General features: G+C 34.2%; 17 protein-coding genes. All 17 read right to left on the reverse strand.

Annotation, left to right across the window (positions count from 1 at the left end; genetic code table 11):
• Positions 1-121: 121 nt before the first annotated feature.
• The 17 genes from B4F31_RS05425 to B4F31_RS05505 all read right to left on the reverse strand — a co-directional run bounded on the left by B4F31_RS05425 (position 122) and on the right by B4F31_RS05505 (position 20,815).
• Complete coding sequence (locus tag B4F31_RS05425; RefSeq protein WP_286760806.1) at positions 122-1,480, reverse strand: capsule assembly Wzi family protein; 1,359 nt, start codon at positions 1,478-1,480, stop codon at positions 122-124.
• A gap of 224 nt (positions 1,481-1,704) precedes the next feature.
• Positions 1,705-2,103: an endonuclease domain-containing protein gene (locus tag B4F31_RS05430; RefSeq protein WP_286760807.1), complete on the reverse strand. Its 399-nt coding sequence runs from the start codon at positions 2,101-2,103 to the stop codon at positions 1,705-1,707.
• 443 nt (positions 2,104-2,546) lie between these two features.
• Positions 2,547-4,949 (reverse strand): GumC family protein, encoded by a 2,403-nt coding sequence (locus B4F31_RS05435; RefSeq protein WP_286760808.1) that lies wholly within the window; start codon positions 4,947-4,949, stop codon positions 2,547-2,549.
• Positions 4,950-4,955: 6 nt separating this feature from the next.
• Complete coding sequence (locus B4F31_RS05440) at positions 4,956-5,753, reverse strand: polysaccharide biosynthesis/export family protein (RefSeq protein ID WP_286760809.1); 798 nt, start codon at positions 5,751-5,753, stop codon at positions 4,956-4,958.
• Between the two features lie 677 nt (positions 5,754-6,430).
• A complete protein-coding gene (locus tag B4F31_RS05445; RefSeq protein WP_286760810.1) occupies positions 6,431-7,870 on the reverse strand; it encodes a capsule assembly Wzi family protein in 1,440 nt (479 codons plus the stop codon).
• A gap of 8 nt (positions 7,871-7,878) precedes the next feature.
• Entirely contained in the window at positions 7,879-8,946 is a 1,068-nt protein-coding gene (locus tag B4F31_RS05450; RefSeq protein ID WP_286760811.1) for a sugar transferase, read from the reverse strand.
• A 110-nt stretch (positions 8,947-9,056) separates the two neighbouring features.
• Entirely contained in the window at positions 9,057-10,196 is a 1,140-nt protein-coding gene (wecB, locus tag B4F31_RS05455; RefSeq protein WP_286760812.1) for a non-hydrolyzing UDP-N-acetylglucosamine 2-epimerase, read from the reverse strand.
• Positions 10,190-11,290 (reverse strand): hypothetical protein, encoded by a 1,101-nt coding sequence (locus B4F31_RS05460; RefSeq protein ID WP_286760813.1) that lies wholly within the window; start codon positions 11,288-11,290, stop codon positions 10,190-10,192. The genes wecB and B4F31_RS05460 overlap by 7 nt, the downstream gene beginning before the upstream one ends.
• A 49-nt stretch (positions 11,291-11,339) precedes the next feature.
• A complete protein-coding gene (locus B4F31_RS05465; protein WP_286760814.1) occupies positions 11,340-12,287 on the reverse strand; it encodes a glycosyltransferase family 4 protein in 948 nt (315 codons plus the stop codon).
• A gap of 9 nt (positions 12,288-12,296) precedes the next feature.
• Positions 12,297-13,550 (reverse strand): hypothetical protein, encoded by a 1,254-nt coding sequence (locus B4F31_RS05470; RefSeq protein WP_286760815.1) that lies wholly within the window; start codon positions 13,548-13,550, stop codon positions 12,297-12,299.
• Positions 13,551-13,556: 6 nt separating this feature from the next.
• Positions 13,557-14,732 carry a glycosyltransferase family 4 protein gene (locus B4F31_RS05475; RefSeq protein ID WP_286760816.1) on the reverse strand — a complete coding sequence of 392 codons (1,176 nt, stop codon included), beginning with the start codon at positions 14,730-14,732 and terminating at the stop codon, positions 13,557-13,559.
• Positions 14,729-16,168 (reverse strand): oligosaccharide flippase family protein, encoded by a 1,440-nt coding sequence (locus B4F31_RS05480; protein WP_286760817.1) that lies wholly within the window; start codon positions 16,166-16,168, stop codon positions 14,729-14,731. Before B4F31_RS05480 ends, B4F31_RS05475 begins: the two co-directional genes overlap by 4 nt.
• Positions 16,169-16,173: 5 nt before the next feature.
• Complete coding sequence (locus B4F31_RS05485; protein ID WP_286760818.1) at positions 16,174-16,683, reverse strand: acyltransferase; 510 nt, start codon at positions 16,681-16,683, stop codon at positions 16,174-16,176.
• A gap of 29 nt (positions 16,684-16,712) precedes the next feature.
• Complete coding sequence (locus B4F31_RS05490) at positions 16,713-17,726, reverse strand: Gfo/Idh/MocA family protein (protein WP_286760819.1); 1,014 nt, start codon at positions 17,724-17,726, stop codon at positions 16,713-16,715.
• Positions 17,726-18,835 carry a DegT/DnrJ/EryC1/StrS family aminotransferase gene (locus tag B4F31_RS05495; protein WP_286760820.1) on the reverse strand — a complete coding sequence of 370 codons (1,110 nt, stop codon included), beginning with the start codon at positions 18,833-18,835 and terminating at the stop codon, positions 17,726-17,728. Before B4F31_RS05495 ends, B4F31_RS05490 begins: the two co-directional genes overlap by 1 nt.
• Positions 18,828-19,409, reverse strand: a complete 582-nt coding sequence (locus B4F31_RS05500; protein ID WP_286760821.1) for an acyltransferase — start codon at positions 19,407-19,409, stop codon at positions 18,828-18,830. Before B4F31_RS05500 ends, B4F31_RS05495 begins: the two co-directional genes overlap by 8 nt.
• A gap of 2 nt (positions 19,410-19,411) precedes the next feature.
• Positions 19,412-20,815 carry a nucleotide sugar dehydrogenase gene (locus tag B4F31_RS05505; RefSeq protein ID WP_286760822.1) on the reverse strand — a complete coding sequence of 468 codons (1,404 nt, stop codon included), beginning with the start codon at positions 20,813-20,815 and terminating at the stop codon, positions 19,412-19,414.
• Positions 20,816-21,284 lie beyond the last annotated feature (469 nt).

Raw genomic sequence — 21,284 nt, forward strand, 5'->3', positions numbered from 1 at the left:
AAATACTTTTTAGACGGCCTCTTTAAGTGTATTGCGAGTGATAAGTATAATTGATTAAAATCACATCGTTTTTAGCACGGATTCTTATTAAGTTATTCTTTCTAAAAGTTATTTCAACAGTTTAAAACTCCTTTCTCAAGTTAATTCCTGCTCCGTAAAGAGGTTCAGCCATATTGCTTAGTTCAACTCCAAGCTGAACATTCAACTGCACAAAAGACTGTAATACTTTAATATCAAATAATCCCGCCAAAATATCCCGGTTAGGGGTATAATACCTACCGTACCTACCTTCGTTATGCGAAAAACTCAGTAGCAACTTCCACGGATAACTCACAAAGTAATTGGAGAAATTTCCGGAAATTCCCAGGTGATGTACACTAAATTTGTTATTGACTACCTGGTCTAATGCTTCATCGTAGGTAAAAAAGGGAAGTCCTATAATTCTACGTTCATAAGTAAAACCGGAATGATAGGTCACAAAATTATTAAGGTAATTATCATTTTTGTGAGGTGCACTGGAGTTTATACTTTGATTACGTGTAAAAATGAATTCATACAGAATACCGTTGATTAAGCGACGATCATCCTCAAAATTAAAAAAAACTCCATAGCGACCATCGGGAAAATTAGCAAATCTACTCCCGGTACCATCCTCAAACATATGATTGTAGATAAAACTTAATTCAAGTTCGGGGTCTATTCTTTTCTTAATTTCCAATTCGTAAGTTCCTAAATGATTGCCCAACACATTAACCTGATCGCTTTTTACTGCATTTTCTCCCCCTTCTCTTCCCGAGATCACTTTTATATAATCTGAAAACCCATCGGGTTGTGGTCCTGATTCGGGGGAATTTCCTGCCCACTGTGCAAAATGCCGCACGCCTAATTTAAGCTGAAAATCGGGATTAGGTTGGTATACAAAATTGATGCTTTTATGATGCAATCTCGCTCCTTTTACAAAACGATCATCGCCCATTAAATATTCACTCCAGCTGGCTTCAAAACCATAAGCTGATTGTGGTGTAAAGAAAATAGTCCGATTGGTGGAAAATGATACTCCCGGCATTGGCCTGGCGTTTAAAGACCATAACATATTTTCATTAGTAGCACTTAAACCTTTATACAATTCTTTTTCCTGCCTACGTCCAATTACGGCTTCAAGCCAATCGTTGTTATAAGCAGCATAGATCTCATCCAGGAAAATTTCATCGCTTATTCCATCCTGGTATAAAATACCCACGCCAATTTCTAAAGAATTTCCGTTACGGAATTCATTAAACGTTCTTCCTGAAATCCACCCCGAAAGATGTGTTTCTTCTGAAATTCGACCTCTTTGGTTACTATACATCCAAAAAGGTAATCGCTGTAATTCGCCATCGTGAAGATAGGCGTTCAAATAAACAGAACCTTCAAAATCCCATTGCGCATAACTGCTGAAGGTGAGTAAACTAAATAAGCTTACAAAAAGTATTTTTTTCATTGAATGATTAAGTCTGGTTTAGAAGAAAACGAGTTTAATATTAAAAGAATGGCTCTTTTATTTAGTTGGCAGTCTCAGTTGACAGGAAAAATTGAAATAGATTTTCCGCCTCTCCCAGCCCTAAAGGGTGGCGGAAAATAATTACATTACAGAAAAACACTTTATTACAATATGTGATTTCGAGAATTTTTGATAGGAAGAATTGGATACTATACTGAAGAACGTTATAAAAGTTTCAATTCATCTATCTTTTTCAGAATTTGCTCAATAACTTTTTCAATGTTTTCAACTATTTCTTCATTCGTAAACCGCAATATATGTAATTCCTGAAATTGAAGTAATTCTTCTCGTTTCTGATCTGCGGTTCTTTGCTCTTTATTGTTGTGATAACCACCATCGATTTCAATTACTAATTTAAATTGGTGACAATAGAAATCAACAATAAAAAAATGTATTGGATGCTGTCGTCTGAATTTATAACCTAATTGATTATTATTTAATTTTTCCCACAGGATTTTCTCAGTAGAAGTCATATTCTGCCTTAATTTTCTAGCCCTGGAAAAATTCTCTGGAGGAGCTCCCTTCCACATGCTTTTATTATATCCGGGATGATTTTTTTCCAAAATATGTTGACTTTGTTTTTTTCAATTAACCCTGCCCCCAAACTAAATTTAAACTCGAAAAAGATTTGGAAGAAACAATGTAATACTATTTCAACACTGTAAATATTCAAAAAAAAATCAAAAATATGATTCTTGTAAAGAAAAATCCACTCCCTTTAGGGTGGGAAAAATGGATTTTTCAGGCTCTTAAGGAACGCACAACTGAGCACTCTCAAGTGAAAATCCAGCAGTTTCAGTTGGCAGTTAAGCTACCGTCATTGCGAAGGATTCCGAGGGATTGGGAGACTGAAGCAATCTGTTGTTTCTAAAACTAGGCGTGTTTATAATGAATTCAGAATAAAAATTCAAACTAAAGATTGCCGCGCTCATGCGTTGCTCGCAATGCCAACAAAATACGCCCAATGACTAAACGAGACGAAAGCAAACAGAGAACCGAGAACTAACTAATAAACCGCTGCTTTATTTAAAAGTCGTTTCAAAAAAGATTTCTTCTCTTCTCCATAAGCATATCCATACTTATTACCGTACCCAAAATTTGACCATTTCACATCATTAAGTACAAAGCTTAGATCGTGGAATTTCCCATCTCTTTTTGAATCTACGGCGAACTGTAAAAGTTTTTTTTCAGTATGTCCGGCTCTTACTACATATAAAGTAACATCTGCCCATTTATTGATAAGGAAGGTATCTGTAACTAACAGGGATGGAGCGGTATCTACAATTACATAATCATACATTTGCTCCAACTCCTTAAACATTTCGCCGGTTTTTTGTCTCCTCCATAATTCCGATGGATTTGGAGGAATGGTACCTGAAGGTAGAAGCTGTAAGTTAGGGTTGTCTGTATTAGACTCTCTTATCAGGTCTTTAAGTTTTAAATCGTCATTAGCCAGGTAATCACTAACCCCTATATGCTCCCGGGCATTTTTCTCAAAACGCTGTAGCTGCGGATTCCTTAAATCGGCACCTACTATAATAACTTTTTTATTAGTATTTGCAAGAGTAACTGCCAGGTTAAAAGACACCAGGGTTTTTCCTTCTCCTTTTACCGTTGAAGTCACAAAAATGGTATTTCCTGTTTCCTTTTCAGCTGTATTTACAATTAAGTATTGCAAGTTGGTGTGTAAAATCCTAAAAGCTTCAGCAAGGATGCTCCTATCGTTTTTCACAATCATTTCATTTTGCTTTTTCTCCACTCTGGGAATTTCTCCAACCACCGGAATAATATTGGCATGTTTTTCCAGGTCTTCCCTACTTTTCACCTTATTACTTAATAAAGTTTTTATATAAATAATAAGAAATGGAATTAACAACCCAAGAATTAGGGCTGCAAGTAATATAATCTTCGATTTTGGAGAAACAGCGGTATTATTGCTATAAGCACTATCTACGATCTTTGCTTTGGGTGCGGTAACCGCCAGGGATAATGAATTTTCTTCCCGTTTTTCCAGTAAAAATAAATAAAGTGCCTCTTTAATATTTTGTTGTCTTTCAATGCCCCGGTATTGTCTTTCCTTTGCAGGTACTGCTGAAATTTGCGAACCTATAAGCGCCGCCTGTCGGTCTAAATCCTTTTGTGCGATCAGGAAATTGTTTCGCATACGCTCTAAACTCTGTAAAACATTGGCACGCATTTGTTCAATTTGAGAATTTAGTCTTAATACTACCGGATTTTCTTCGGTGGAACCACTTAAAATCCTGTTGCGCTCAAGCACAAGCGTGTTATATTCCCCTATAAGATCATTTACACCTGATTCTTCAATGCCCAGGTTGGCTGGCAATAAATCAGAATTACTACCCGTCTCCAGGTAAGCAATCATCGCATTGGCAAGTTCCAGTTGGGTTCCTATCTCCTGTTGCCGTTTTTTATAATCACTGGCATTCTCAATAAACATTTCAGACTCAGCTTCAATATTAGTCAGCTGGTTTGCCTCTTTAAATTCTTCTTTTCCCACTTCTACTGAATCCAGTTCCTGGTTGATGATAGCAAGCCTTTCATCAATAAATTCTGCCGTATTGGTGGCTACCAGGTTTTTATCTTCAATGGCCTGTTGGTTATATTCCAGAATTAACTGGTCTAAAATATCCTGGGCTTTCTCCCTTACCGGGTCTACCAGGCTCAATTCCAACAAACTTGAATTTTTATCGGTTAAATTAATATTTACGGCTTCCCTGTATTTGCCCACCACAGATTCTAAGGGACTAAAGCGCACTGAAATTTCTCCCTCTTCATCTTCTAGAGATAAACCGGTTTCTTCCACCGTAATCGTGGCAAAGTTTATAGCTACCGGATTACCAAATTTTCCTTCAAAAACCTCCTCAGTTTCCGTATTTATAAGATGGAAATTTTCATCCGTTTTGGGGATTATATAAAACGAACTTCCTCTTTCTTCTTTAATTGAATTTTCAAGTGCCTTTTCATCTAATTGCAGAGCAACCACTTTAAAAGGACTATTATTATAAAGCTCCTTAGATTTTACAGCTCCTTCCTCAAAATAAGTGATATTAAGATTTAAGGCTTTAATCGTCTGGCTCATAAGAGTTTTAGAACGCAGGATTCCCATCTCGTTTTCTATACTGCTGGCGCCCATCCCTCCTAACAAGCCTAGATCGGCAAAAGCAGCCATTTCTGAAGAAGGACCTTTACTTTCTTCATCTTTAATAATAATACTCGCGGTAGTATTGTATTGCGGGGTACTATATTTTATATACAAAATGCCAATTACCACGCAAAGAATTACCCCCAGAATAAACCAGGGCCAATAGCGCAAATATTTTTCAAGTTCTTCCCTTAAATCGATTTCTTCTTCTTGCGGACGAATAGAGGTAGGTGTGTTTTGAGACATAATAAATTATCTGGTTAAAAGCACGGCAACTGAAACTAAAACTGAGGCTATAGAAATATAAACCCCGGCATTCCGGTTATAACTGGCACTTTGTCTTTGTGGGGCGTTAGGTTCTACGTAAATAACATCATTTTGTTGTAAATGATAATATGGTGAATTAATAACATCGGCATCACCAAGGTTGAGATAGGCGTGCGTAGTTCTACCATTTTCTTCCCGCATCACCAGTACATTATCCCGTTTCCCGTAAATCGTCATATCCCCGGCCATTCCAAGGGCCTGAGGTAATGTAAAGTAATCGTCCTGTACATCAAAAGTTCCGGGGCGGGTTACCTCTCCCAATACACTTACCTGGAAATTCACCACCCTCACATTTACAATAGGATCCTGAACATATCTTTTTATCTGGCCTTTTAAGTTTTTCGCCAATTCTTCCTGGCTATATCCTTCTGCTTTTATTTCCCCCAGGAATGGAAAATCTATATTGCCATCCTTGCCTACCAGGTAGGTTTGGAGTTGTTGCCTGCCATTTACTGTTAATCCAATTTGATCCCCACCCATGGGAACGCCAATCACTGGAAGGTTAAATGGGATAGCCGCATCCTGTTGTTCAGCTGCAACACTAATGGTAAGCAGGTCATTAGGTTTGATTTTTAAACTTTTAGTAGATTGCTCTTGCATTTTGGCTTCTGCCTGTTCCAGACCCTGGAAATAAACAATCTCCTGGCGCGAAACACAGGAAGTAGCTAAAAAAATAAAAAATAGGCCCAGGGCCGGTAATCTTAAGAAATGGGGATATTTCATTTATCTTTATTTAATCTTAAATTTTGAATTAAAAGTTTTTATGTCCAACCCGAATTTACTTTGGGATTCTAAGAACTTAGTCTTATTATATTAGATCTCCGTTTAAAATGCGGAGCAATCTCTGAAACATCCCGAAACTTCGGGACAGAATGACATTTAATTTGGTGGGCATGCACTATGCTTGCTCCCTAATTTTAAATTTGTGCGAATATAAAAGTTTATGTTAAATTTTCCTTAACAAGAGAAGGAGATTTATATCGTTTTCGTCATTTACTGGGTTAAAAGATTGTCACGCTCCTGCCGGTGTATCAATTTACAGTAAGCAGTCTCAATTAGCAATAAAAATGAACGTCATTGCAAAGAAATTAAGACTGAAGCAATCTGTTCAATTGAAAATAGTTCGCTACATATAACAATACTGAGATCAAAAGATTGTTGCTCTCCCGTGTCGCTCACAAAGACGGAAAGAAACAGGAAACAAGAGAAAAAACTCTAAAATTATTCTTGATACAGCACTATTTCCGCTCTCGCTTCAAAACCTCCACTCGAATTGACGGTTTTTTCAGTTTACAATAAACAGTTTCAATTTGCAACTAACATAAGTACAAAGTCCTTATAACCGATCGAAAGTATTATTTTATTTAGGGAAACTTACAGTTTAACACTATAATGAATTTTTAAAATAGCTGTTTCTGCAATTCTATTCCTAATCCAAGATTCCGATCATTTTCAGATATATCACCCCCAATTAAGAAATTGAGATCAACAAATGAGTCCAAAACATTCAATTCAAAATAGCCTGAAAGAACTTTACGAGATACTGAATTTTTCCCTCGCAAATCATCATTAGCATAATATTCTGCACCATCATAGCCACGATTATAGTAATGCCCGTAATTATTACGATAACTGAGAAATAACTTATAGGATTTTCTACCTACAACAAATCCCGACAAACCTATATGGTGAACTAGTAAAATATTGTTCCCTATCCTAACGGGAGAATCCCCGCCAATATACTCATCGTAATAATTAGTTGTAATAAACGGTAAGCCCATCACCCTTTTTTTATGTGTCCAGCCTGAACGATATACCCCATTGTTAAAATACATATCATAAAGCTGCGGAACTGTTTGGCTTTGATTTTTTGTATAATAAAGTTCATATAAAAAATCAGTGACCCAAGATTTACTATTTTGTTTACTAAAATGAAGACCATACCGTCCATCTGGAAAATTTGCCAGGCGACTCCCTGATCCATCCTCAAAAATACTGTTATATATAAATGTAATTTTTAAATTTTTATAAAATTTTGAAACATACAATTCGTAACTACCTAAGTGGTTGCCTAAAACATTTACTTGATCTCCGCTTGTCGCTGTCGAACCGCCTTCCCTACCAGTAACTATTCTAATATAGTCTTTAAATGAAGAAGGTTGTTTACCGAAAACCGGAGAGGTACCACTCCACTGAGCAAAGTGTTGAACCCCTGTTTTAAAATGCCAATTATTATTACCGTTATAAATTAAATATAAATTTTTATGGTGCAATCGTGTATTTTCCACAAAACGATCATTCCCCATAAAATATTCATTCCAGGAAGCTTCAACACCAACACTTCTCTCCTTGTTGATATAAATAGGTCTATGGGTTGCTATTTGAATACCGGGTAATGGTTGAGCATTCAAGCTCCAAAGTATATTCTCATTTGTTGCACTTAAACCTGAATATAACTGAGCTTGTTGTTTTTTACCTAAAATTACTTGAAGCCAATCTAAATTCAGTTCAGCATATAATTCATCTATAGTAAGTTTATCTTCTATTCCATCCTGGAATAAAATGCCCCCTCCAGCTTCCAATGAAGTTTTTTCATTCAACTGAAATAAAGATTTGCCACTAATCCAAACAGCAGTATTAGTGCCTTTTGAAATCCTTCCTCTCTGGTTTGTATAAAACCAGAATGGTAATTCTTCATCGAAAGAGTACAATCCTTTAGATACCAGACTTCCGCTGTGATTCCCTTGTGAGAATACGTTCAAAGTAAATAGAAGTGAAACTAAAAGAAGAGAAAATATGAATACCCTTCCTTTTTCTTTATAAAATTTTATATCGCTCAACTTTTTAATTAATTACTTCTAGCTCCCTTGTAAATTATACTTCTCATGGCCATCCAGAAGTACCGTACATCTGTTGTAAAAGGAGCCTTTTCATAGGCTTTGAGGTATTTAAGCTCTGAAGCTATAATCTCTTCCAGGGTTTTTGGCATATCAGCATAAAAAGGGGGAAGAAGGCCGGGTTTGGTTTTTATCCTTTTCTCTTGTAACTCTTTAGTATATAAATTAAAGTATTGCTGGCTTAATGGCCTAACGCCTATAAGTTTCATTTCTCCCTTAAAAAGATTGATTAACATGGGTACCTCATCTAGCCAAAACTTCCTGAAGAGTTTACCTTCTTTAGAAATTCGGAAATCATCCTTAAACTTTCCACCTTCCTGAAGTTCGTTCTTTTGAAAAATATAATCCTGAAGATATTCTGAAAATGGATGCATGGTCCTTAACTTATAAACTTTAATAAGCTTTCCATCTTTCCCAACTCTTCTCAATTTTATCAATGGCCCATAACTGGGGTATTTATCAAAAACCGGTTCTTTGATTTTACGGGCAGTAAAATAGGTTTCCCCTTCTATATCATGTTCCTCAGTTATTTCAAAGCCACAGGAATAAAGCCGACCAAAAGCCTCGGCCTTTGATAATACCCTGTCTTTGCCTTTCGTAATTCCGAAATATATCTTTTTTGCAACAGGAAATTTTGGTGTCACCCGGTTTAAAAGTATATCACCGGAATGAACTACATAGTTAAAAGGTTTTTTTTGGGGATGAATAATTCTACGCTTTCGCGAATTGTATTCTTCAAACCTCCCTATAAATTCCCCGCCCTTAGATAATCTGGAATTGACTGCCTCCAAAAATTTATTTAAATACCTTATATCATTGAGACGTTCCAGGTTTATTATCTTTTCTAAATCTTCTTCCAGCCCTAATACTGAAGTATGGCATAAACTGGAAGTTACCTGGCAAGCGTTCTCATCCAAGGAATCTGCTACAACTTTTTTATAAGCTGTTGTACCTATTTTTACTTTGATAAAATCTTCTTTGTTTATATTTTGGTCATGCAGGAGATCAGTTATAACCATATTTGTTTTTGTTTGTAGGTTGGGAGTAGAAGAGAATTTTGATTACCCACAGTAGGGAGTAGGCGGTGGCTAATATTTTGATAGTACGATGAGTGGAAGTTCAGGAAGAACTAATCAAAATTTTCGATAAGTTTTTCACAAATAAAGTTTGCTGAATTTCCATCCCCAAAAATCGGAGGAAATGACTTTTTTGATTTATACAATTTTTTAAAGGAGTCGATAATTTTATCGTGATTTGCATTTACTAATACCCCCGAACCTTCTTTGATAATTTCAACCCATTCGGTTTCATTACGCAATATTAAACAAGGCTTTTGGAAAAAATAAGCCTCTTTTTGAACGCCCCCAGAATCAGTAATAATTAATTCTGCATTCTTTTCTAATTGGATCATATCTAGAAAAGAAACTGGATCAATTATCCTTAACTTCTTATTGTTTTTAATTATTTGTTGAAGTTCTTCTGGTAACTGTTGTAATTTATTATTTGTTCTTGGATGAAGGGGTAATACAACCTGCAAATTGAAGGTTTCTATTATTTCTATTAAACCTTGAAATATATTACTTAATCTCACTGGATCGTCCGTATTATTATTTCGATGAATGGTAGTGAGAATATAAGATTTATCCTTTAGATCTAAAGAGAATTGAATAGAAGACTTACTATCTGATATATCAGAAAAAAATAAAGAATTGTCATACATTACATCACCGCAGTGGAATATTCCAGGGTTGTCAACATTAAATGAACCGTTATTCTCTTCGAAACCCTCATTTAATAAATTTTTGTACCCTGTAAGTGTAGGTGTGAATAGGAAAGTTGAAGAATGATCACACATAATCCTATTAATTTCTTCCGGCATACTTTTATTAAATGACCTCAAACCGGCTTCGATATGAACGATTGGAATATGGATCTTAGAAGCTGCAATTGCTCCAGCCAAAGTAGAATTAGTATCTCCATACAAAACTATATAGTTAGGTTCTTCAGAGATTAAAATTTCTTCAATACCCTCTATCATTGCAGCGGTTTGCTTCCCATGGGATCCTGAACCCACATTTAAATTGTAATTGGGTTTTGGAATTTGCAACTCATCAAAGAAAATTTGGGACATATTTTCATCATAATGCTGACCAGTATGTACAATGATTTCTTCAATCTCTGAGCTAAAGTTCTTTTTTATGGTTCTGCTTAATGCCGCCGCCTTAATAATTTGAGGACGTGCTCCCACAATTGTAAGTAATCTCAACATATAAACTTGTTTTGGTATTCTGGATTAAACTTCATTATAGTTTCACTTTCTGGGTAATTTCTAATGAACCACTCTAAAAAGGCTGTTACATCCACTTTCTCACTAAGCAATTCTGTTTTCTTCTTCTGAAAAATTTCTTTTAAATCTTTTTGCACCAATAATTTCTGTATTTTCTGAAGCACGTCATCCTCTCTACCAACCTTAAATCCAAAAGTCAATGCATATTTATGCTCTAATTCCTCAAGCACCGAAATCCTACCGGCAAAATCGCTATACCTGATTGATGGTATACCTAACATTGCAGCTTCAACACTCATGCTTTGGCTATCACAAATTAGAAGTGAAGAAAAACTCAAGACATGGTGCATATCAGAAGGTTCTATTCTTAAAAGATAATCCTCAAACCGCTTATCTATTTTATCTTCAGATGATATTAGGGGTAAATAACCATGGTCTTTAATGGAAAAGATCATTTTATCTAAAAAAAAACTATCGATTCCTTTAACACCAAAATCGTGGTGAGCCGTTAACTTTGCTAATCTAAGAATCACATATTTTGCAGGTAATTTATACTTCTCTATGACTGAGAATCTAGGATTAAATACGTTTGGATGAAGATAACCTAATTTCATATATCCTTTATAACCAGTTTTTTTATTCTCCCATTTACCAACTTTACAAATCTCAGGACATAAAATTGTATTGCTGAAAGGATAGGTCAGATCACCTAAGGTCTTAATAACCTCATAATCATCCTCCGTAATGCTTATGCAATTAATATTCAACAGTTTGCCCAACTGTGCAATTGATGCATCTGTACCAATCATTAAATCTGGTCGATTTTTAAGTAGAAGTGGCAGTATTTTAAAATTTCGTTTTAATAGACTCCAGGCAATATGAAATTTCGATCTTCCCCTTTCCTGAGGCAGAATATTCTTATAAGGAAAGCCATCAGTCTTCAAAAGATTTTCTAAAACATCTTTTGTTTTAATTAAAATTACTACTTCAAAATCAGGTTTGTTACGTAATCGTTTAATAGTTGCCCGTGCAAAAAGATATTGGGCTGGATGACCGAAATAAAATAATATTTTCATCAGAAGTAATAATTATTAATTTTTGTTTGTTTGAAAGTATTAGTATAAATTAATTCACTGATTTATAAACTTTCAATAACTTATCGGCTATGTAAGTATTACTATATGAAGAAATAAAATCTCTTCCATTAGAACGTCTAGGATATTTTAATAGATCTTCGAGTTTTTGAGTAATTTCATTTTCGTCAAACTCGACCAAATAGCAATTTTTAGTTTTTCCAAGTATTTTCTTTACGTCGCCTACATCTGTAGAAATAATTGGACAGTTAGAAGCCATTGCTTCTTTAATAATTTGCGGAGATCCTTCAGTAAAGGAAGTCATTAATAAAACATCAGAAGCGTTTAACAAATAAGACACTTCCTCCCGCGATCGATTTTTTATTTCTAATATTTCATATTTTAAATTCAATTTTTCTACCGCTTTTTGAGCTAAACCAAAATTCTTTACAGAGTTTTGAAAGGCCGAAGAAAATAAAATTCTCCTTTGATAAGGATTTATATTGAGTTTTTTACTGGCCTCTACTTTTGATCTTGGTTGAAATAAACTTAAATCCACTCCACAGGGTATTTCATAGTAGTTTTTTTTAAAAAGGAAATACTTTGATTTTTCAATTAATTTATTAGAAACAAATACTCTTTTATCAGACAGTAAAATTGCAATTATTGAAAATATAAATTTCTTTTTATGGGTAATATCGGTTCCATGAAAAGTAGTAATAACGGGAATTTTTTTTAAGAGAGCTGCTAGGCATGCAATAACACCACTAAGCCCGTAATGAGCATGAATTAGGTCATATTTATTACAACTCAGTTTTTCCCTTAATTTGAAAACATTTTTTAAATAACCGAAAACTCCTTTTCCCTTAATGAAAAAAATATCACATTTCTCTATATAAGGTTTTAACGCTTCAACTTGATCATAAATAAACGGTCTACGAATAGAAAAATCTCTTTCCACTTCTTCATAATTGCCACTACATACAATTAAAATTTTCATAAAAATAAATTAAGATTCCAATTGAATTTGATCTGGCCGATTATTCAACCTTATTGCAACAAGACGAAATATTGCTCCTATTGTCATAAAGATCATCATTCGAAAAGTAATATGATACATTTGACCCGCTAAAGAGGTCAATAGGGAAGTTAGTAAAAGAACTAAAACGGAAATAATGTGGATTTTATATTCATCCATCAACATTTCCGACTTTTTTATTTTTTTAAAATATTTATTCGCTTTCCGAAAAAGGGCGAAGTAAATTGAGAAATATAAAATTAACCCGATCACACCAATGGAATAGAGAATCAAAGTATAATCTACATGAAATTGCCTCTCACCTCCATGTAATGCTCCACGTGTATCAAAGGCTTTTAGTCCAAATAAAATTGATAATGGTTCTTTGAAGTTTGTAATCCAATCTTCCATCATCAATAATTCCATATATCTTGCTTCTGTCTCATAAAAATTACTCTCAAACCTTCCCTTATCTGCACGGGCCTCAATTCGGCCCTCTAAAGTATCTGCATAAAATGGTGAAAGCGATATGACGATGGGAATAAAAAAGAGCAAATATTTAAATACCTTCATTTTCTTTTTAAAAAAAAACAAAAAGCCAATTATTGCAAATACTACACCACCAATAGCAATTCTCTTTAGCGACAATATTAAAAGTATTAGTACAATAATTGATACAAAATATAGGATATACTTACTTCTAATCTTATAATGGATTAATAAAGGAAGCATTATTAAACTATATGTATAAACATTCCACAAATCGCTTAACCCCCCTACCATATAATCTGCTGATTCGGTATAATTATCAGACCCAACCTTAAAATAATTGGAGAGGATTGTATTTACAATTATTAAGATATAAATCCAATAAAACTGTTTGATATAGCCAATGAAATCATTTTCATTCTGAATGATTCCATAGCCTACAAAAAACATCATCAAACTCGTAATAATTTGAAGCGACACTTTAAGTGAATAAGCGACATCCTGAGCAAAAATTAATTGACCTAAAACATAAAGTGAAAAAATTATAATTGGTTTATTTATATTAAAACTAGCTTTTCTTAAGACTAGCAGAAAAGCAATTGAACCATATAGTAAAGTGATTCGCAATACCGCTGTCACACCTCCAGGTTGAGACCAAAACGAAAATATGTCTAATAATAAATTTATTATTAGCAATTTGTAGAACAATTTTGGAAACGAGTAATTTACTCTATAAAGAGGAAATATTTTTTTCAACTGATACTATTTTGAAAATTTTTCAATCAGATCAATTTCATAATCGATACGTTCATTCCAAGATTGAAAATTTTTACGTAAAGTTTTTTTTGCGTCTTGAGAAATTTTCTTTTTTCTTGTTGAATTATTCATGATCTCTAAAGTTCTTTCTAAAATAGTTTCTTGATTTTCCTCATCTAAAAGAACAGCTGATTGATCATCTATAAATTTACCAGTATCTCCATTATTTAAAGTGATAATACATTTACCGTGAAGCATTGCTTCAAAAAGAGGATTACCAGCATTAGAAAATTCGTAAAATGATAAAAAGAATCCCGCCAAATCATAATAGGTTGGTAACTTTTCTCTTGAAACTGCTCCAGTAAATATTACAATTTCATCTATTCCTGTTTTTTTTGCTAGATTTTCAAGATTATGCCTTTCTTCACCATCGCCAATAATAATTAAATATACATTTTCATGAATTTTATTTAATTCAGCAATAAGTAAAATGGCTTTCTCAACTCTTTTCCAGCTAGCTAATCTACTAACAGTTAAGAATAATAAACTGTTTTCCGGAATTTTATGTTTTTCTAAAAAGGAAGTTTTCAATTGGTGATCTACTTCGAAAGAAGTTTCAATTCCATTTTTAAGAAAGAAAATTTTTTCTTTAGGATATCCTATTTTTTCAAGAAATTTATCTCCTTTGGTACCATCATTAGTCATAATCGCAAAATCTCCAAAATGTTTATAACAGTAATTTTTAATAAGAAACTTTAATCTTTCCCGAATGGTATTAAATTTATCTTCATTCCAAGCAACACCATAATATCTATTAACAATTAGAGCTCTATTTTTAAATAACTTATAACCTACAAATGAAGACCAGTAACCTATTAAATAAACTACATCTGGTTTTATATTGTTTTTCTTGATGATGCGTTTGACTTTCAAATAAAAAATAATTACATATAAATAATTATACAGGTGTCCTAAATATTTAATAGTACCTAACCTTTTTTGAATGCTGTTATTAATCTTATAAAACTTACTATTCCTAAAACTTACTTCAGCTCCCGGCGCTATAATTTCCAAATCGTAAAATGAACTAAAAGCATAAAATGTGCGGTTCATGACTTCTTTTCCTGAGTTCTTTTGGATATCCCAAATTGGTAACTGGGAAATAACTAGCATTTTTTTCATTTTTCTATAATATTATCAGATCTACTTTTTTTAAGCTTTATAACTAAAGTTGAAATTACTATTATGCCTATAATGAAAATTTTAACCGAAAAGATTAAATCCCAAAAATTTAAAAGTATCAACAAAACAATTGGAACCAACAAAGGTTTAATCTCCCTGAAATTCTTTTTAATTATGAATGTAAAAGACACACCTAATTTTGCAAGTAAATATTTTGTTTGGTATCCATAAACAAGAATACTTGTTAGACTAAAAAGTATCAAAGCCAAATAAACATTTCCGAATTCACCACCAATAATAAAAGAGCCCCCCCTAACTAAAAGACTAACTATCATGAATTTTAAAAATGACTTTTGTATTCTAAGTGTATAAAACAAGTTACTAATAGGAGAGGATACTAACCAGATTAATGTCCATAGACTTAAAATTTGAGAGTAAACTCCAGCTTCACTCCAATTATCACCTAAAAATACGGTGAATAAATCTTCTCCATAAATTAATACGACAACACTCGGTAACATACCGAAAAACATTAAATTTTGAATTACATTTATTGACTCTTGGGCAATTTCAGCTTTATCACGTTTTAAAGAAGATGACTTATAAAAAACATTGCCTATCGACTTGCCTAACAGATTCATAGGCATTCTAAGGAGGGTGAATCCTAAGGAATAATAGCCGACTACTTGATTATCAAAATACCAAGAAAGAAAAAATACTGGCATTAACCATGAAAAATTATTTAAAAGACTAGTAAGGTTGTCATATTTCAAAAAGTCATTTTCTTCTTTAAATATTTTTTTAATAAAACTAAAAGAAGGAATTGTTTTGAACTTTTCTCTTTCTTTTCCAATAAGAAAATAGAACAGTAAAATAATTGATAAAAATACAGCTACCAACTCTGAGATAATAAGGGATAAAAAATCGGCACTGTAAAAATAACCCAGAATCACTTTTAGAGAATACCCTGTAACAGCTGTAACTATTATAGACAAAGATAATGATGTATATAATAAATAAGAGTTACTTAAATTAGAAAGAATATTATAAAACCCCTTTAATATAATTATTATAGGCACTAAAAAAATTACATCTAAAGATGGTAAATTAAAGAGATATGATAATAATTCATATTGAAATAAAAGAACAGCAAAAGACAAAGAAGATATAATTAAAACTAGAACCACACATAAATAAAATAGTTTTATTCTCTTTTCCTTATCTGTTAAAATTAAAGCTCTTTCTAATCTCAAAGAACTAATAATCACTATTGTTCCCGCAAGACTATTTATAACACTAAGTGAACCAATATCTTCGGGTAGATATACCCTTGTAATTAAAGGTAATGCAATTAATGCTGTTAGTTGGCCTAAAAATGTGCCAGACACCAATTTCCCAACATTTCTCCAAAATAATGACCTATTTTTTTGTAACAATTTTATTATTTAGCTGGGACACCCTTTATTATAATATTACCTTCTTTATAGCTAGTGCTTACTACAGCTCCAGCTGCAACAATAGTATTATCTCCCAGTTGGACACCAGGTAAAATAATGGAATTTGCGCCTAACCAACATTTCTTTCCAATCATAATTGCACTTTTTTTCACGTGCGTTTTAATATTTTCAGAACTATGGTTTGCACTAATTATTTTAACCCCGGGACCAATAATGGTTTCATCATCAATATGAATACCATTTATACCTTGAAAATAACAACCTCCAGAGTTTAAAAAACTTTTATTGACATTCTTCCCTATTTTTATTTTTTCGGAAGCAACCAAAGTAGAGGTAAAATGAATTGGATATTTCGACTCCTTGTTATGACCGAAAATTATTTTAAAAAAATAATATATAAGTAAATTTCTTCTATCTATTTTATTAAAATATCCTTTATTCTTAAAATTTTTCAATTTAGGAATTGACAAAATGGTTTTTTTAAAATAATTCATTTGAATTTTATTGATTTCAAAAACAATTACTACTCTTTACTGGAGAAACCATCCATGTGAAAAACTAATGAAGAAACTTCTTTAAATGGATGTTTAGCCTTTTTCTCTGTAGCAAAAGGATGATAATCTCCTTTCAATCCAATAGGTTTAGCATTTCTAATATCATGTACTATTTCAATCGCAGTTCTTGCATCTTCTAAACCGTAGCCTTCATCATTTAGAACTCCTTGATATACTTTGGTGTGTAAATCTGTAAAACCACCACTAAATTCAAGTTCTTCTCCCTCTATCGTAATGGATCTATAGGTTCTCTGCCCTTTAACCTTAATTTCCTCAGGTAATACATCGTAATTGATAGATAAAAACCAACGTACTCTGGCTCTTTCAAATTCTAAATAACCCGCGGCTCTGTCATGAGTTTGTACATGAACGTCATTTCTTTTTAGTTCACCAAAAACCCAGGACAACATATCATAAAAATGCACCCCAATATTTGTAGCAATCCCCCCAGATTTATCCTTATCTCCTTTCCATGAAGTATAATACCAATTTCCTCTGGAAGTTAAATAAGTAAGATCTACATCGAAAATTTTATCTTTTGGAGCAGACGCAACTTTTTTCTTAAGTTCGATAATGCTTTCGTGAAGTCGTAACTGCAAAATATTCCATACCCTTTGCCCCGTTTCCTGTTCCATGTATTGAAGGGCATCTAAGTTCCAGGGGTTTAAAACAAGAGGTTTTTCACATATAGCATCAGCACCTCTTCTTAAGGCCATCCTTATGTGAGAATCATGAAGATAATTAGGAGTGCAAATACTAAAATAATCTGGCGTAATATTTTGTTCGTGTTTCAGCTTTTCAATGTGCCTATCAAATCGTTCTGTTTCCACGAAGAAATCGGCATTCGGGAAATAACTATCCATAATCCCCACACTATCAAAACGGTCGAGAGCTGCCAATAAGTTATTATCAGTATCCTTTATGGCTTTTAGGTGTCTTGGAGCGATATATCCTGAAGCACCAATTAGTGCAAAATTTTTCATTATAAAGCGGTTTTTAGTTGATTAGATATATATTCTATTTCCTCATTCTTTAAATAAGGATTCATAGGTAAACTCAGAATTTCATTTGAGACTTTCTCTGCAATAGGGAAATCTCCTTTAGCATATTCCAGATATTCAAAGCACTCCTGCAAATGCAAAGGCTTAGGATAATGAATTGCAGTGGGAATTCCTGCTTCTTTTAATTCTTTCGCTATCATTTCTCTGTTCTCCACCCTAATAGAATACTGTGCCCAAACAGATGTATTTGTTTCCAGAAGCATTGGAGTTATAACAGAACCTGAAAGCTGTTTAGAGTATTCTTCTGCAACCCGTTGACGGTTCGCTATATCTTTATCGTAATGATCCATTTTTACATTAAGAATAGCAGCCTGGATGGTGTCCATCCTTCCTCCCATCCCAATATATTTATGGTGATAGCGCTGCGTTTGTCCGTGAAGTCGAAGGCTTTTTATCTTTTCTGCAAATTTCTCATCACTGGTAAAAATGGCTCCTCCATCTCCAAAACATCCTAACGGTTTTGCGGGAAAAAAACTGGTGCAGGCAAAAGTGCTTAGATTGCAACTTCGTTTTCCTTTATAGGTCGCACCAAAACTTTGTGCTGCATCTTCAATAACAATCAGGTTATGTTTTTCTGCAATTGCATTTACTGTATCCATATCAGCCGTTTGGCCAAAGATGGAAACTGGCATAATAGCTTTAGTACGCGAAGTTATTTTTTCTTCAATCTTTGCAGGATTGATGTTATAAGAAGTTTCTTCAATATCAACAAACACCGGTTTTGCCTTTAAAAATGCAATGGTTTCTGCGGTTGCAATGAAGGTGAAAGGAGTAGTGATAACTTCATCACCGGGTTGGATATCCATTGCCATTAAGGCAAGTAAAAGAGCATCGGTTCCTGAAGAACAGGAAATAGCATATTTAGCACCGGTGAAATTTCCTAATTTTCTCTCCAAAACACTAATGGGTTCCCCCATAATATAATTGGAATTAGAGAGAACTTCTCCTATGGCTGCATCAAAATCAGCCTTATGTTCCTGGTATGCCAATGAAAGATTAGCAAAATCAATAGTAGTAGTAGTATTATTCATCAATCTTTGTGACCTTATTATTTGTTAATCTATAAGCTTGTTTAGTTTCAGGACAGGTTGCCTGTCCTTCTTCATTAAATTGAAGCTTATGTCCGTTTTCACTTACCCAACCTATTTGTTTGGCAGGATTACCTACAACCAGGGCATAATCGGGGATGGTTTTAGTAACAACAGCACCGGCCCCAATGAAAGCATATTTCCCAATATCATTGCCGCACACAATTGTTGCATTAGCACCAATAGAAGCCCCTCTTTTTACCGTGGTTTTGGCATATTCTGCTTTCCTGTTAACTGCACTTCTTGGATTTATGACATTTGTAAAGACCATTGAAGGCCCTAAGAAGACATCATCTTCGCAATTAACTCCAGTATAAATAGAGACATTATTCTGCACTTTGACGTTAGAACCTAATACAACCTCTGGAGAGATAACTACATTCTGGCCTATATTACAGCGTTCCCCAATTTTACAGTTCGGCATGATATGTGAAAAATGCCAGATCTTTACTCCTTCAGCTATTTCACAACCTTCATCAATTACCGCCGTAGGGTGGGCAAAATATTTATCTTCCATTCCTATAATTTATTATTGGCTTTTTCACCCAAAATCCCCTTTACATCATATACCACCGCACTATCATTTTTAAGAGCATCCAATTCCATCTCTAAAAATTCCTTATGTGCAACAGTTAATACTACGGCATCAAATCTTTGCTTGGGTAATTTGTTGGTGGTTTGCAGACCATATTCGTGTTTTACTTCTGCCGGATTCGCCAAAGGATCGTAAATAGTAATATTGGTGCCATAAGATTGCAGTTCTTTAACTACATCTACCACTTTGGTATTCCGCACATCCGGGCAATTCTCTTTAAAAGTGATTCCCAATACCAAAATGTTGGCACCTTTTACTTTTAGTTCATTTTGTAGCATCAGTTTAATTACCTCACTGGCCACATATTTTCCCATAGAGTCATTCATACGTCTACCGGCAAGAATAATTTCAGGATGGTATCCCAGCTCCTGGGCCTTTTGCGCCAGGTAATACGGGTCTACCCCAATACAGTGTCCGCCAACAAGTCCCGGTCTAAAAGGTAAAAAGTTCCATTTGGTACCGGCAGCTTCTAAAACATCATTGGTATCAATCTCCATCTTATTAAAAATCTTGGCCAATTCGTTTACAAAAGCAATATTGATATCTCTTTGGGAGTTTTCTATCACCTTAGCGGCTTCGGCTACTTTAATGGTCGGTGCTAAATGCGTCCCGGCTGTGATCACTGCTTTATATAAAGCATCTACTTGTTGCCCGATCTCTGGAGTAGAACCAGCAGTTACCTTTAATATTTTTTCTACGGTATGTTCTTTATCTCCCGGGTTAATACGTTCCGGCGAATAACCTACAAAAAAGTCTTCATTGAATTTGAGTCCACTGCTTCGTTCCAATACCGGCACACATTCGTCTTCAGTTACGCCCGGGTACACAGTAGATTCATAGATCACGATATCACCTTTTTTCAAAACTTTTCCTACATTCTCGCTGGATTTATATAGCGGCGTAAGATCGGGGCGGTTATTTTTGTCTATTGGAGTGGGGACGGTGATGATGTAGTGGTTGCAGTTGGCGATGTCTTCCAGGTTATGAGTAATGTATAAACCATTTTGAGTTTCATTCATGTTAGATCCCCGAGTAAATTTCGGGGCAGGCTCTGAAACGAGTTCAGGGTGACGATTTCCAGTAGATCCTGCGCTCGAGGTGACAAGTTCAGGATGACGAATAGATAGATCCTTGTTATCACGAACAAGAACCTGTTGAAGAATTTCATCTTCTACTTCGAGCGTACTGTCGTGACCATTTTGAAGCTCGGCTACCCTGGCTTTATTGATATCAAATCCTATTACGGGAAATTTAGTAGCGAAAAGCCTCGCCAGGGGCAGCCCTACATATCCAAGGCCAATTACTGCAATTTTAATATTCTCGTTCATTTTACTCTATAAATTATGATCAATCTGTAACTTCAAAACAAAAGCGTAGCTTTAAACATCTTCACAAATGTTTTAATTTTATTACTAAAAAATTTAGATTTTTTTCCGCCGGAGTGCGGGTGAGAGTTACACCATAAACATTTTTAAGTTTCCTGCAGTTGTAGGGAGCTGCAAAGTAGGTTTGTTAGTCCGTAGACGATAGATTTGGATTTTTCAGTTATCGGTTATGAGTTGTGGGTTAAAAAACCGGTAACTGCAACTTACCAATGCCAACTAAAAATGGCTTCGCCACAGTGAGTCCCATTTTAAGCACTCACTGCAGCTTACTTTATTAACTATTTTTAATAGTTGTTGGACTTAATAACGCCAACAATTCAAAAAAATTATGGAAAAGCGTAAATAGAATTTGTTTTCCGTTAAAGCCGCGAAGATAGAGTACATCTTAAGGCCTTACCAAGTTATAAATGTT

This window comes from Salegentibacter sp. UBA1130 (genome assembly GCF_002311535.1).
Classification (GTDB): Bacteria; Bacteroidota; Bacteroidia; order Flavobacteriales; family Flavobacteriaceae; genus Salegentibacter; species Salegentibacter agarivorans.

What these genes read in the sequence shown, in the direction of transcription:
- B4F31_RS05425 (WP_286760806.1), bottom strand. Translation starts at nt 1,480, where the DNA reads ATGAAAAAAATACTTTTTGTAAGCTTATTTAGTTTACTCACCTTCAGC.
- B4F31_RS05490 (WP_286760819.1), bottom strand. Translation starts at nt 17,726, where the DNA reads ATGAAAAATTTTGCACTAATTGGTGCTTCAGGATATATCGCTCCAAGA.
- wecB (WP_286760812.1), bottom strand. Translation starts at nt 10,196, where the DNA reads ATGTTGAGATTACTTACAATTGTGGGAGCACGTCCTCAAATTATTAAG.
- B4F31_RS05465 (WP_286760814.1), bottom strand. Translation starts at nt 12,287, where the DNA reads ATGAAAATTTTAATTGTATGTAGTGGCAATTATGAAGAAGTGGAAAGA.
- B4F31_RS05435 (WP_286760808.1), bottom strand. Translation starts at nt 4,949, where the DNA reads ATGTCTCAAAACACACCTACCTCTATTCGTCCGCAAGAAGAAGAAATC.
- B4F31_RS05475 (WP_286760816.1), bottom strand. Translation starts at nt 14,732, where the DNA reads ATGAAAAAAATGCTAGTTATTTCCCAGTTACCAATTTGGGATATCCAA.
- B4F31_RS05500 (WP_286760821.1), bottom strand. Translation starts at nt 19,409, where the DNA reads ATGGAAGATAAATATTTTGCCCACCCTACGGCGGTAATTGATGAAGGT.
- B4F31_RS05460 (WP_286760813.1), bottom strand. Translation starts at nt 11,290, where the DNA reads ATGAAAATATTATTTTATTTCGGTCATCCAGCCCAATATCTTTTTGCA.
- B4F31_RS05485 (WP_286760818.1), bottom strand. Translation starts at nt 16,683, where the DNA reads ATGAATTATTTTAAAAAAACCATTTTGTCAATTCCTAAATTGAAAAAT.
- B4F31_RS05505 (WP_286760822.1), bottom strand. Translation starts at nt 20,815, where the DNA reads ATGAACGAGAATATTAAAATTGCAGTAATTGGCCTTGGATATGTAGGG.
- B4F31_RS05495 (WP_286760820.1), bottom strand. Translation starts at nt 18,835, where the DNA reads ATGAATAATACTACTACTACTATTGATTTTGCTAATCTTTCATTGGCA.
- B4F31_RS05450 (WP_286760811.1), bottom strand. Translation starts at nt 8,946, where the DNA reads ATGGTTATAACTGATCTCCTGCATGACCAAAATATAAACAAAGAAGAT.
- B4F31_RS05440 (WP_286760809.1), bottom strand. Translation starts at nt 5,753, where the DNA reads ATGAAATATCCCCATTTCTTAAGATTACCGGCCCTGGGCCTATTTTTT.